Source organism: Stenotrophomonas sp. BIO128-Bstrain, assembly GCF_030128875.1.
Classification (GTDB): Bacteria; Pseudomonadota; Gammaproteobacteria; order Xanthomonadales; family Xanthomonadaceae; genus Stenotrophomonas; species Stenotrophomonas bentonitica_A.
In genome coordinates, this window is the sequence record NZ_CP124620.1 from 391,846 (window position 1) to 405,420 (window position 13,575).

General features: G+C 68.8%; 8 protein-coding genes. 6 read left to right on the forward strand and 2 right to left on the reverse strand.

Annotation, left to right across the window (positions count from 1 at the left end; all coding sequences use genetic code 11):
- Positions 1–12: 12 nt before the first annotated feature.
- Positions 13–900: an energy transducer TonB gene (locus POS15_RS01665; protein WP_046272680.1), complete on the reverse strand. Its 888-nt coding sequence runs from the start codon at positions 898–900 to the stop codon at positions 13–15.
- Positions 897–1,847, reverse strand: coding sequence for a glutathione synthase (gshB, locus tag POS15_RS01670; protein ID WP_019185140.1), 951 nt, complete (start codon positions 1,845–1,847; stop codon positions 897–899). Before gshB ends, POS15_RS01665 begins: the two co-directional genes overlap by 4 nt.
- 259 nt (positions 1,848–2,106) lie before the next feature.
- Between gshB and pilG the strand changes: the two genes are divergently transcribed.
- From pilG to POS15_RS01700, 6 genes are all read left to right on the forward strand, one after another.
- Positions 2,107–2,508 (forward strand): twitching motility response regulator PilG, encoded by a 402-nt coding sequence (gene pilG / locus POS15_RS01675; RefSeq protein ID WP_019185139.1) that lies wholly within the window; start codon positions 2,107–2,109, stop codon positions 2,506–2,508.
- An 18-nt stretch (positions 2,509–2,526) separates the two neighbouring features.
- A complete protein-coding gene (locus tag POS15_RS01680) occupies positions 2,527–2,889 on the forward strand; it encodes a response regulator (protein ID WP_019185138.1) in 363 nt (120 codons plus the stop codon).
- Positions 2,889–3,419 carry a chemotaxis protein CheW gene (locus tag POS15_RS01685; protein WP_019185137.1) on the forward strand — a complete coding sequence of 177 codons (531 nt, stop codon included), beginning with the start codon at positions 2,889–2,891 and terminating at the stop codon, positions 3,417–3,419. The genes POS15_RS01680 and POS15_RS01685 overlap by 1 nt, the downstream gene beginning before the upstream one ends.
- Positions 3,420–3,462: 43 nt before the next feature.
- Positions 3,463–5,499 carry a methyl-accepting chemotaxis protein gene (locus POS15_RS01690; protein ID WP_284128859.1) on the forward strand — a complete coding sequence of 679 codons (2,037 nt, stop codon included), beginning with the start codon at positions 3,463–3,465 and terminating at the stop codon, positions 5,497–5,499.
- A gap of 94 nt (positions 5,500–5,593) precedes the next feature.
- On the forward strand, positions 5,594–12,292 hold the full coding sequence (locus POS15_RS01695) for an Hpt domain-containing protein (RefSeq protein ID WP_284128860.1): 6,699 nt from the start codon (positions 5,594–5,596) through the stop codon (positions 12,290–12,292).
- Positions 12,279–13,565, forward strand: a complete 1,287-nt coding sequence (locus tag POS15_RS01700) for a chemotaxis protein CheB (protein WP_026070089.1) — start codon at positions 12,279–12,281, stop codon at positions 13,563–13,565. Before POS15_RS01695 ends, POS15_RS01700 begins: the two co-directional genes overlap by 14 nt.
- The last annotated feature ends 10 nt before the right edge of the window (positions 13,566–13,575 follow it).

A 13,575-nucleotide genomic window follows, 5' to 3' on the forward strand; every position in this document is an offset into this window, starting at 1 on the left:
CCTTGCGCGCGATCAGCGGTCGTCGCGCAGCTCCCCGCCGGGCAGGAACACCCAGGTGCGGGTGACCTGCAGGATGTCGATCGCATCCTCGGTCTTGGGCAGTGGCGGGAACGGCTGGGCGAGCGTGATCACGCGCAGCGCGGTTTCATCGAGCAGCGGGGTGCCGCTGGACTGCAGGATGCGGGCACTTTCCACCGTGCCGTCGCGGCGCACCCCGACGGTGATCACTACCTGCCCGCCGAGCCGGCGCGCGCGCGCCTCGTCGGGGTAATTCAGATTGCCGACACGCTCGGCGCGGTCGACCCAGGCACGCAGATAGTTGGCATAGGCGTATTCGCGGGTACTGGCCGAAACGAACTTGCGGTTCGGGCGCTTGGCGTACTGCGCCGAGCGCAGGTGCACTTCGGCGGCCAGCCGTGCCATCTCCACGTCACGCTGCTCGCGCGCGGTCATCGGCGCATCCGGGCGGGGCTGCTCGGGCAGCGGCTGTGGCTGGGCTGCCGCAACCGTGTCGGTGCCATTGCGGCTGTTGACCACGCGGGTCTGCGGCGGCGGCACGCTGGCCGCCTCCTGGCGCTGCTGCGGAACCGGCGACAGCCCGGCCTGCGCCTGCGGCACGATCCCGGCCTGGTTGTCGCGCGGGCGTTGCACCTTGTCGTGGTCGCCACCGCCCTGCTGGTTGGCCTGGGCCAGGAAGTCGGCCTGCTTGGGCGTCAGCGGTGTCTGGGTCTGGCTGAAGATCACATCCAGGGTCGGTACCAGCGGGGCGCTGTCACTCACCGCGAAGCCGACCCCGAGGATCAGCAGGGCGTGCACGAGCACCGACAGCGTCAGGGTCGCGCCCAGCCGCTGGGATTCGCGCGCCTGCCACGTCGGCACCGGGGCGACGCTGGCGCTCATCGCGGCAGGCCGGCCTCGATCGCGTCGAACAGGGTGCCGGCGATGTTCAGCCCGAACTGGGCGTCGAGCTCGCGCACGCAGGTGGGGCTGGTGACGTTGACTTCGGTCAGGTAGTCGCCGATCACGTCCAGGCCGACGAAGCGCATGCCGCGCCGCTTCATTTCCGGCCCGACCTGGGCGGCGATCCAGCGGTCGCGCTCGCTCAGCGGGCGGCCTTCGCCGCGGCCGCCGGCGGCCAGGTTGCCGCGGAATTCGTCGCCCTGCGGAATCCGCGCCAGGCAGTAATCCACCGGCTCGCCATCCACCAGCAGGATGCGCTTGTCGCCGGCGGTGATGTCCGGGATGAACTTCTGCGCCAGGGCCAGCGTGCGCTCGCCGTCGGTCAGGGTTTCCAGGATCACGTTGAGATTGGGGTCGCCGGTGCCGCTGCGGAAGATCGAGCGGCCGCCCATGCCGTCCAGCGGCTTGAGCACGGCCTGGCCGTGTTCGAGCACGAAGGCCTTCAGGTCGGCGTTGCGGCGGCTGACCAGGGTCGGCGGGCAGCACTGCGGGAACAGCAGGGCGGCCAGTTTCTCGTTGTAGTCGCGCAGTCCCTGCGGGTCGTTGACCACCATCGCACCGGCCTGCTGGGCGACGCTGAGCACGTGGGTATCGTAGATGAATTCGGCATCGACCGGCGGGTCCTTGCGCATCAGCACGACCTGGCCGGGGCCGAACACGGTCTGGCTGAAGTCGCCCAGGGTGAACCAGTCGTTCTTGTCCTCGCGCACCTGCAGCGGGGCGGTGCGGGCGATGGCCTGGCCGTCGCGCAGGGCCAGCCCACCGGGGCTGACGTAGTGCAGGGCATGGCCGCGGCGCTGGGCTTCCAGCAGCATCGCGAAGGTGGTGTCCTTGGCAATCTTGATATGGGCGATGGGGTCCATCACCACGATGACATTCAACGGCATGGTCGCAACCTGGCGGGCAGGCCGATGATGGTAGCGACAATGGCCCGGCAATGCCTGCCCCGGGGGCCGGAACGCAGTGTCCGGCCCGGCCGGGGAACGGGCCGGGTTTGCGCAAAAGGGGCGTGCCGCGCACCGGCTGGCCCGCTCGCGGCGGGGCCGCGGTGGGTGTGCTTGAAGCGCGCGCCGGTATTGGGATATAGATACGCTTTCGCAGCGGCGCCGGGGATCAGCGCAAGCGTCGCGAGCTTGGGGAAAGGTAATGACTGAATACATGGCTGCGGGTGGGGAACTCGCAGGGCTGCGCGTGATGGTCATCGATGATTCGAAGACCATCCGCAGGACCGCGGAAACCCTCTTGAAGCGGGAAGGCTGCGAGGTGGTGACCGCGACCGATGGTTTCGAGGCGTTGGCCAAGATCGCCGACCAACAGCCGCAGATCATCTTCGTGGACATCATGATGCCGCGGCTGGACGGGTATCAGACCTGTGCGCTGATCAAGGGCAACCAGCTGTTCAAAGCCACGCCGGTGATCATGCTGTCCTCCAAGGATGGCCTGTTCGACAAGGCGCGCGGCCGCATCGTCGGCTCGGAGCAGTACCTGACCAAGCCATTCACGCGTGAAGAACTGCTGGGTGCCATCCGCACATACGTCAACGCCTGACCAGGGGGGAAAGGCACAATGGCTCGAATCGTACTGATCGAGGATTCACCGACCGACCGTGCGGTGTTCACGCAATGGTTGACCAAGGCCGGTCATGAAGTCCTGGAAGCGGACAACGCCGAGGACGGGCTCAAGCTCGTGCGCGAGCAGTCCCCGCAGCTGGTGCTGATGGACGTGGTCCTGCCGGGCATGAGTGGCTTCCAGGCCACCCGTGCGATGGCGCGCGACGCGGCCACCAAACATATCCCGGTGGTCATCGTCAGCACCAAGGCGATGGAAACCGACAAGGCGTGGGGGCTGCGCCAGGGGGCGGCCGACTACATCGTCAAGCCGCCGCGCGAGGAGGAACTGATCGCGCGGATCAACCAGTTGGTGGTCTGATGCGTTCTCCTTTCGACATCCTCCAGGGCTATGAGCGGCGCAGCCTGGCCCATGCGGTGCAGCTGCCCGAGCGGCAGTTCTCGCAGGACCTGTGGCGTGGCGTCGGTTACCGGGTCGGCAAGCGCCGGCTGGTGTCGGATTTCCGCGAAGTGGTGGAAATCGTGCCGATGCCGCCGGTCACCCCGGTGCCCGGCGCGCAGCCGTGGCTGCTGGGCGTGGGCAACCTGCGCGGCAACCTGTTCCCGGTGGTCGACCTGAAGTTCTTCCTGGAAGGTGAGCGCACCGTGCAGCAGGAAGGCCAGCGCGTGCTGATCATGCGCCAGGCCGGCGGTGACGTGGCGCTGACCATCGATGAACTGTTCGGCCAGCGCAGCTTCGAGCTGGACCAGGACATCGTCGCCGGCGATCTGGCCACCGGCCGCTACGCACATTTCATCGATCGCGCCTTCCATGGCGATGGCCATGACTGGGGCGTGTTCTCGCTGTCGCTGCTGTCGCGTACCCCCGAATTCAGGCAGGCCGCGGCCTGACCCCAGGCGCCTGTCTCTCCGTATTGAAGATCGAGGTTGAACGATGAGTACTACTTCGGAATCCGCCAAGGCCGGCAAGTTCGGTTCGGTGGGCACCAATTTCTGGCTCGGCCTGCTGGCCGTGTCGATGATCGTGTTCGGCGTCAACACCGGCGTGGCGACCTGGCAGGGCAGTCGCCTGGCCAGTGCCAGTACCGATGCCGCGAACCTGCAGGTGCTCTCGCAGCAGCTCGCCAACCAGGGCCGTGAAGCGGTGTCGGGCAACGCCCAGGCGTTCACCGCGTTCAAGCTGACCAAGAGTGACATCGAAACCACCGTCAGTGGCCTGAAGGGCCGCTACGGGACCGAAACCAATGTCGCCGGGCCGCTGAACACGCTGATCCAGACCTGGGAGCCGCTCGGCAAGAGCGCCGGCCAGCTGGTCGCCAGCGAACCGGCCGTGCTGGCCCTGGCTGGCAATGCCAACAACTTCGTCAACGGCGTGCCCGCACTGCAGGCGCAGCTGAACGAAGTGGTCCGCGCGATGTCGGCCAGCGGCGCCCCGTCCTCACAGGTCTACAACGCGCTGCAGCAGGTGGTGGTGGTCGGCTCGATGGCCCGCCGGGTGACGGAAATGCGCGCCGGTGGCGCCAATGCCGCGGCCGCCGGCGATGCGCTCGCCCGCGACTCGGTCGTGTTCACCCAGGTGCTCGACGCACTGCGCAATGGCAACGAGGAACTGGGCATCGCCGCGGTCCGCAACGGCCCGGCACTGGCCGCGCTGGAGCAGTCGCAGAAGCAGTGGGACACCATGAAGCAGGACGCCGACGCGATCCTGGCCAGCTCCCGCCAGCTGTTCGCCGCGCAGTCGTCGGCCGCTGCCCTGACCGGCGGTTCGGCGGACATGCTGCGCGACAGCAAGAAGCTGTTCGAAGCGTTCTCCTCGTTCGGCTCGCTGCGCGATACCCGCCTGTTCCCGAACTTCTGGCTGGGCGTGGCCTCCGGCGCGTTCTCGCTGATCGCCATCGTCGGGTTCGTCGGCAGCACCGTGCGCAGCCGCTCGCGCGAGCAGGAACTGCGGTACCAGACCCAGGTGGAATACAACAGCCGCAACCAGCAGGCCATCATGCGGCTGCTGGATGAAATCAGCTCGCTGGGTGAAGGCGACCTGACGGTGAAGGCCTCGGTGACCGAGGACATGACCGGCGCCATCGCCGACGCCATCAACTACGCCGTGGATGAGCTGCGCCATCTGGTGACCACGATCAACGACACTTCGGCCAAGGTCGCCGTGTCGACCCAGGAAACCCAGGCCACTGCGATGCAGCTGGCCGAAGCAGCCGGCCACCAGGCCAACCAGATCACCTCCGCCTCGGACCGGATCGGCGAAATCGCATCGAGCATCGAGCAGGTGTCGCGCAACTCGGCCGAGTCTGCCGACGTGGCGCAGCGCTCGGTGATCATCGCCGCCGAAGGTGCCGGCGTGGTGCGCGAGACGATCCAGGGCATGGACCAGATCCGCGACCAGATCCAGGAAACCTCCAAGCGCATCAAGCGACTGGGTGAGTCCTCGCAGGAAATCGGCTCGATCGTGGAACTGATCAACGACATTTCCGAGCAGACCAACATCCTGGCGTTGAACGCGGCCGTGCAGGCCGCTTCGGCCGGTGAGGCCGGTCGCGGTTTCGCCGTGGTGGCCGACGAAGTGCAGCGCCTGGCAGAGCGTACCTCCGGTGCGACCCGACGGATCGAGAATCTGGTCCAGGCCATTCAGGCCGATACCAACGAAGCGGTCAGTTCGATGGAGCAGACCACCGCCGAAGTGGTCTCCGGCGCGCGCCTGGCCGAAGACGCCGGTACCGCGCTGACCGAAATCGAGCGCGTCTCCAACGCACTGAACAACCTCATCAAGAACATCTCGATCGCTGCCCAGCAGCAGTCGGCCGCGGCATCGGACATCACCCGCACCATGGGCGTGATCCGTCAGATTACCGGCCAGACCTCGCAGGGCGCGGGACAGACCGCCGAGTCGATCGGCCACCTGGCACAGCTGGCGGCCGACCTGCGCCGCTCGGTTGCCGACTTCAAGCTGCCGGCGTGAGCCACGGGCAGGGCGGAGAGGGAAGGAACAAGCAGATGATGCATCGCGAGAAATCACCGCACGCCATGTGCGCCGAGCTGCCGGGAGACCTGGCATGAGCACGCTGCGCGATGCCATGAGCCATGCTGCGCTGGGCTGGGTCAAGCCGGAGCTGGACGAGACCCTGCGCCAGGTGCGCAACGAGGTCGAGTACTACGTGGAAGACCCTGCCGACGGCAGCCGGATGCGCTTCTGCGCCGGCTACCTGCACCAGGTGCAGGGCACCCTGCGCATGGTCGAGCTGTACGCCCCGGCGATGGTGGCCGAGGAGCTGGAACAGCTGGCCAACGCGATCGGCGCCGGCGACGTGCCCGACCGCGATGAAGCCTGCGCCACGCTGATGCGTGGCAGCGTGCTGCTGCCCGATTACCTGGAGCGCCTGCAGAACGGCCACCGCGACATCCCGATCGTGCTGCTGCCGCTGCTCAACGACATCCGCTCCGCACGCGCGGCACCGGGCATCAATGAAAGCGTGCTGTTCGCCTTCGCGCCGGACAGCGCGAGTGCCACCGAGGCCGAGCTGGACCACGCGCGCGGCAGCCTGAGCGGCCGCAACCGCGAGCTGCTCGATACGGTCGGCAACGCGGTCAAGGAAGAGCTGCTGCGGATCAAGGACGCGCTGGACCTGCACCTGCGTACCGGCGGCGAGCCGGTGCAATTGCAGACCCAGGTCAACGAGCTGGGCGCGGTCGCCGATACGCTGGGCATGATGGGCCTGGGCGTGGCCCGTGGCGTGGTCGTGCAGCAGCGCGATGCGCTGCGCGAGGTGGTCGAGGGCGTGCAGCAGATCGATGAAACGCTGTTGCTGGATATCGCCGGCGCGCTGCTGTACGTGGATGCCTCGCTGGACGACCAGGTCGCCCATCTGGGCGCCGGCGGCAGTGGCGAGGACGATCCCAGCGCGGTGGAGAACCGCCGCACGGTGGAAGTGCTGGCCCATGAAGCCATTGCCAATTTTGCTGCCGCGCGTGAGCATTTCGTCGCCTTCATCGAAACCAACTGGAATCACCAGCAGCTGCAGGAAGTGCCGCGCCTGCTCGGCGAGGTGGCCGGCGCGCTGCGCATGCTCGATCTGTCGGCCCCGGCCGACTACCTGCAGGGCGTGCGCCAGTACATCGCGGTGGAACTGCTCGGCAAGCAGCGCGTGCCCAGTGGGCGCCAGCTGGACACCTTGGCCGATGCCATGGCCAGCCTGGAGTACTACCTGGAAGCCCTGCGCGAACGCCGGCCGGGCCGCGACGACATCCTGGACATCACCCGCAGCAGCCTGGAAACCCTGCGTTACTGGCCGCTGCCGGATGCGAACCAGCCAACCGCCGACACCGGCCCGGAATCGCTGCCGGTTGCGCCCGAACCCATCGAACTGACACCGTGGGACGCGCCGGCCCCCGAGCCGATCGAGCTCGCGGTGACCGCCGAGGTACCGCGCCCGGCCAACCTGCCGCCGCCGCTGCCGGACTTCACCTTCGATCCGCCGCCGGCGGCCGCCGCGCCCGTGACACCGCCGCCGGTGGCGCTGGTGTTCGATGCCTCCACCGCGCCGGTCACTGCCGATGCGCCGCAGTGGACGCTGGGCCAGCAGGACGACGCCGATGAAGGGCTGACGTTTGCCCATCTCGACCCGATCATTGCCGACCTGCCGCCCGGCGCTGCGTGGGGGGGGGCCTCGCTGCCGCCCGCGCTGCAGGCCGATCGCATGGGCGACGACGTCGCCGACGCCCCGCTGGAGATGCCGGCCTTCGTGGCCACCGGCGCCGGGTTCGATCCGGTGGCTGCCGAGCACGAGCTGCTGGCGCTGAGCGACGAGCCGATCGAATTCACCTTCGATGACGGCCTGCGCAACGCCGATGACGTGCTCTCGCTGCAGATCGATGACACTGACGCTGACATCGATAGCGATACTGATACCGGTACTGATATCGATACCGATACCCATAGCGGTACCGATACTGATACCGACAGCGACAGCATTGATGCAGGGGCCGCGGCTTCGTCCAGCGTCACGCCGGGCGAGGTGGATGTGCAAGCGCTGCCGACGTTCCTGCAGGAGATTCCCGTCGCATCGGCGCAGGACAGCGCCGCGCCGCCGCTCGACCCGTTCGCCGACGATGTCGACACGGCCGCCGAGGCCGCAGCCGATGCAGCGCAGCCGAACGCCACGGTGCGCGATGCGGTGATCGGCCGTATCGAGCTGGACGATGCCGCTACCCGCTTCCTGGCCGAGCTGGATGCCGCCGCGGCGCAGTTCCGCCCGGAAGGCGCCGACACCGAGACCGTGCCGACGGCCGCCGCAGCGGGGAGCCCGGCGGTGGCCGCGTCCGCCGATGACATCAGCATCGAGGCGGGCTTCGAAGACGATGGCGAGAACATCGACCAGGACATCCGCGAGGTGTTCATCGAAGAGTTCGACGAAGAGCTGGTGAACCTGGGCAACCTGCTTCCGGCCTGGCGCGCCGCGCCGGACAACCTGGACCGCCTGCGCCCGATCCGTCGCGTGTTCCATACCCTCAAGGGCAGTGGCCGACTGGTGGGTGCGCGCACCCTGGGCGAGTTCAGCTGGAAGATCGAGGGCATGCTCAACCGCGTGCTCGATGGCAGCCGCCCGGCCTCGCCGGCCGTGGTTGCGCTGGTCGGCCAGGCCTACGACGCGCTGCCGCAGCTCAACGCGGCACTGCGCGATGGCAGTCGTGTCACCGCCGATCTGCAGGCCATGCAGGCCATCGCCGATCGCGTGGCCGCGGGCGAAGAGACCTTCCACGTGCCGCTGCAGCGGGCGGCGAGCGCCGCGGTGCCGACGGTCATGGAGACCGTTGCGGCCGAGGCTGTGCCGGTGATCGAGAGTACGCCGGCCAACATCGACAGCGTGCTGCGCGAGATCCTGGAAGCCGAGGTCGAGGTGCACCAGGCGACGCTGCAGGCGTGGCTGGATGCGGCTGCCGATGCTCCGCAGCCGGTGACCGACGGCCTGCTGCGCGCCGTGCACACGATGAACGGTGCTTTCGCCATGACCGATGTGCCGGAGATCACGGCCGTCACCGGCGCGGCGGAAAGTTACCTCAAGCGTTCGCTTGCGGCCGATGCGCTGCCGGCTGCGGCAGGCATGGACGCGCTCGCCGAGACCTGCGCCGCCATCACCACCACCATGGCGGCCCTGCAGGACGAGGCCCGGCGGGTGCCCGTGCAGACCGCCTTGGCGGCCCGTCTGGTCGCCCTGGCCGATACGTTGCCCGAAGCGCGCTGGCCGGCGCTGGCCGAGGACGATCTGGACCTGGTGCACGACGAACTGCCCGTCCAGGCGACTGACGCCGCCGGCACGGACGCATTGGACGAAGCGACCGACGCCGGCGAAACAGCTGAAGCGTATGCCGCCGAGCCTGGGCAGTTCGCCCCGGTCGCCGATGCGCGGACGGATGCGGTCGAAGTGATTGGCGATGAGGTTGAGGACGACGCCGCACCGGTGTTGGCGCGCGCCGATGACACCACCGGCATCGACGAGCTGGAGGCCGAGATCGACGCCGATGGCCTGAGCGTGATCGAGTCCAGTCACGCGGTCGCGCCGGCCAACGACGATGATGCGCTCATCGCCATGGAGCTGACCGGCACGGACGACCTGTCCGCCTACTTCGATGCGGAACTGCCCGACAGCACGCATGCCGCCGATGCGCAGGCAGCATCCGATGCGGTGGCCGAGGATGCCGATCCGGCCGCTATGCATGCAGGCCTGGAATCGGCCGAATTGACCGCGGCCGAGGATCTCTCGCGCTACTTCGATCAGCTCGCCGAGCCGACCCCCCCGGCAAGCCAGGACGACGCCGACACTGAAACCAGGGCCGACGCCGACGCTCCGGCCGACACCCAGGCCGACACTCAGGCCGATCCGGCAGCGGCGAGCCCGGTCGGCCCCGACGGTCCGGCTGCCGACACCTCTGCCGATGCTCCTGCGCCGGGCAGCGTCTACGCGGCCTCCGTGGATGACGCGGCCAACGACAACTGGAGCGATGGCGAGCAGGTCAGCCAGCAGAGCAGCGACGAGAGCCGCGACGAAGACAGCGACGAGGACGCGCAGGCGCTGTCCGACGTCCTGCCACCGCCGCCGGCCTTTGGCGAGGTGGTGGACGCGCAGCAGGCGATGGACGACGGCCTGACCGTTGTCGATGCGCCGGATGCGCTGGACACCCGGGTGCTGGGTCTGGACGCCACAGACGAGAACACCGGTGAAGCCGACGCGTTCGCCGACGTGAGCGAGACCACGGCGCCGGATACTTCGGCCGACGCGGCCACCCCGGCCCGCTTCTTCGAACTCGAAGACGCGCCTGCGGCCAGCCTCACCAACGATCCGGAACCCGCCGACGTCCTCGCGGCGGCATCGGCCGACAGCGACGACCTCGGGCCGGGCGATGCACTCGACTTCACCCAGCTCGACCAGGAGCTGGTCGATATCTTCGTGGAGGAGGGCAAGGACCTGCTTGACCACTGCGATGGTCTGATCAGCGAGCTGCGCGCTGCGCCCCAGGACCGCGACGTGATCGCTGGCCTGCAGCGCGATCTGCACACGCTGAAGGGTGGCGCGCGCATGGCCGGGATCAATCCCATCGGCGACCTGGGCCACGGCATCGAGTCGCTGCTGGAAGCCGTGGCCGCCAACCGCACCGATATCGACCGCAGCGACGTGCACCTGCTGGAGCGTGGGTTCGATCGCCTGCACCAGCTGCTGACCCGTACCGGGCAGCACCGCACCGTGGCCATGCCCGACGACCTGATCGCCGCCTTCGAGCAGCGCACCCAGGGCCGCATCGCGCCGGCGCCGGCCGACACCGCCAACGATGCGCTGCCCTCCGGCGATGCCAGGGTCGAGGCGGCGATCGCCGCGCTTGTCGCAGCGCCGCTGTCGGCACCGGTTCCGCTGGAAACCGTCAGCGAAGAGGATGGCCTGCCGCGGCCGCAGCAGGAACAGGTGCGCGTACGCGCCGATCTGCTCGACCGCCTGGTCAACCACGCCGGTGAAGTGGCGATCTACCGTTCGCGGCTGGAACAGCAGCTCGGGGCCTTCCGCGGCGCCATGGGCGAACTGGACCGCACCAATGCCCGTCTGCGCGACCAGCTGCGCCGGCTGGACCTGGAAACCGAAGCGCAGATCGTGGCCCGTTACCAGCGCGAACAGGACCAGGCCCACCACACGTTCGATCCGCTGGAACTGGACCGCTTCTCCACGCTGCAGCAGCTCAGCCGCGCGCTGAACGAATCGGCTGCCGATCTGGGCGGCCTGCAGGGCGTGCTGGACGATCTGTCGCGCCAGTACGACGTGCTGCTCCAGCAGCAGTCGCGGGTCAGCTCGGAACTGCAGGACGGCCTGATGCGCGCGCGCATGGTGCCCTTCGATGGGCTCGTGCCGCGTCTGCGCCGGGTGGTTCGCCAGGCCGGACAGGACACCGGCAAGCAGGTCCACGTCACCCTGGAAGGCACCCACGGCGAACTGGACCGCAACGTGCTCGACCGCATGGTCGCGCCGCTGGAACACATGCTGCGCAACTCGGTGGCGCACGGTCTGGAAACCCCGGAACAGCGCCGTGCCGCCGGCAAGCCGGAAGAGGGCGAGATCGCCATCCGCCTGCGCCGTGAAGGCTCGGAAATCGTGCTGGAAGTGGCCGACGACGGCGCCGGCCTGGATCGCGGGGCGATCCGTCGCCGTGCCGAACAGCGTGGCCTGATCGCCGCCGATGCGGTACTGGGCGATGCCGAACTGGACGCGATGATCTTCTCGCCCGGCTTCAGCACCGCCGACCAGGTCAGCCAGCTGGCCGGCCGTGGCGTGGGCATGGACGTGGTCCACAACGAAGTGCGCCAGCTCGGCGGCTCGGTGGACATCCACTCGGTCAGCGGCCAGGGCGTGACGTTCACCCTGCGCCTGCCGCAGACGCTGGCGGTCACCCAGGCGGTGTTCGTACAGATCGGCGAGACCACCTTCGCGGTGCCGGTGGCCTCGGTCAGCGGTATCGGCCGGATCTCGCGCGAGCGTTTCGAAACCGCCAACGGCGGCTACCACTACGGTGGCGAGGAGTTCGCACTTCACGATCTGGGCACCCTGATCGGCCAGGCCCAGGCCCGTGCCGAAGGCCAGGCCCAGGTGCCGCTGCTGCTGGTCCGCGCCGGTGACCTGCGCGTGGCCGTGGCGATCGACCAGGTGCTGGGCAACCGCGAAATCGTGGTCAAGCCGGTTGGCCTGCAGATCGCGTCGGTACCGGGCATCTACGGTGCGACGATCACCGGCGATGGCCGCGTGGTCGTCATCCTGGACGTCGCGCCACTGGTGCGTCGTTACCTGGCCAATCCGCACAAGCCGATCACCGCCACCGCCAAGGTCAGCGACCGCGATGTGCCGCTGGTGATGGTGGTCGACGATTCACTGACCATGCGCAAGGTCACCGGCCGCATCCTGGAGCGCCACAACTTCGAGGTCACGGTTGCCCGTGACGGCATCGAAGCACTGGAGCGGCTGGACGAGCGCGTGCCCGACCTGATGCTGCTGGATATCGAGATGCCGCGCATGGACGGCTACGAGCTGGCCAGTGTCATGCGCGCCGACCCACGCTACCAGGGCGTGCCGATCGTGATGATCACCTCGCGCAGCGGCGACAAGCACCGTCAGCGCGCCTTTGAACTCGGTGTCCAGCGCTACCTGGGCAAGCCGTACCAGGAGCTGGATCTGATGCGCAACGTGTATGACCTGCTGGGGATCGCCCGTGCACGCGAGTGATGTCCACGCCCTGTTGTCGGTGGCGCTGCTGGCCCGGTCCGGGCCGGCGCGTGAGCGGCTGCGCGAGGCGCTCGACCATGCCGGCGCCCGCGTGGTGCTGGAGGACGACCCCAATACGCTCGAGCTGCAGGCCCTGCGTGATGCCGACCCCGGCGCGGTGCTGATCGCGCTGGAGCCGGCGATCGAAGACGCACTGGAACGGCTGGAGCCGGTGCTGGGCTCGCCGTCACTGACCCTGATCTTCGACGAGGCCGAGCTGGCCGCGCGCCGCGATGGCTGGGAAGCGCAGCGCTGGGCGCGGCATCTGGTGGCCAAGCTGCACGGTCACCAGGACGTGCTGCCGCCGGGCTCGGAACAGGACCAGCAACTGCAGCCCGAACCGGGCCTGCCGGTCACCCCGGCGCAGTTGCATGCCGATGCGCCGCTGGAGTTCCACCTGCGCGAAGCGAAGGATGCGGCGTCCGACGTGCCTGCCGATGGCCTGTACCAGGTGCCGGCGGAGCTGAGCGAGCCGGTGTCGCTGGAAGAGGCATTGGCCGCGCTGGAGGTGGACGATGCGGCGAGCAGTGCGCCGGCGGACCCGATCGCCGCGATCGGGGACCACAGCCGCTGGTCGCTGGTCGAAGATGACGCCGTGGTCACTGGCTCACCATCGAGCACCCACACGGGCTCGGCGCCGGAGCGCTTCGACATCGAACGTCTGTCGCTGGTCGAGCTTGAGCCCGAGCCGGGAGCCGCCGGTGGCTGCACGGGTGCGGTGCTGGTCCTGGCCGGGATCGGCGGGCCGGATGCGTTGCGCCGCCTGCTGGCCGCGCTGCCCGAATCGCTGAGCACCGCGGTGCTGGTGCATATGCGCCTGGACGGAGGCCGCTACGGCAATCTGGTCAAGCAGATGGCACGGGTGTCCGCCCTGCCGGTGCTGCTGGCCGAAGACGCCCAGCCGGTGGAAGCCGGGCATGCCTACATCCTGCCTGATGACATCGGCATCGTCGTGCGCCAGGGCACGCTGCATTTCATCGCCGAGCCCACCGGCATCCAGATCGCGGCACTGCCGGCCTTGCACAGCGGGGTGGTCCTGCTCAGCGGCGCCGATGCCGCCCAGGTGGACGCCGTGCTCGCCCTGGCGGCCGCCGGGGCCTGGGTGGGCGGTCAGATCGGCGAGGGCTGCTATGACCCGACGGCGGCCAGTACCGTGGTCGCTGCCGGCCAGCAGGCCGGTGAACCGCCGCAGCTGGCCGCCACCATCGCCGAACGCTGGGGCGTGGACGCGTAAGCGCGCCGAC

Coding starts and splice junctions, on each gene's coding strand:
- POS15_RS01665 (WP_046272680.1), bottom strand. CDS start 900: ATGAGCGCCAGCGTCGCCCCGGTGCCGACGTGGCAGGCGCGCGAATCC.
- POS15_RS01685 (WP_019185137.1), top strand. CDS start 2,889: ATGCGTTCTCCTTTCGACATCCTCCAGGGCTATGAGCGGCGCAGCCTG.
- gshB (WP_019185140.1), bottom strand. CDS start 1,847: ATGCCGTTGAATGTCATCGTGGTGATGGACCCCATCGCCCATATCAAG.
- pilG (WP_019185139.1), top strand. CDS start 2,107: ATGACTGAATACATGGCTGCGGGTGGGGAACTCGCAGGGCTGCGCGTG.
- POS15_RS01690 (WP_284128859.1), top strand. CDS start 3,463: ATGAGTACTACTTCGGAATCCGCCAAGGCCGGCAAGTTCGGTTCGGTG.
- POS15_RS01695 (WP_284128860.1), top strand. CDS start 5,594: ATGAGCACGCTGCGCGATGCCATGAGCCATGCTGCGCTGGGCTGGGTC.
- POS15_RS01680 (WP_019185138.1), top strand. CDS start 2,527: ATGGCTCGAATCGTACTGATCGAGGATTCACCGACCGACCGTGCGGTG.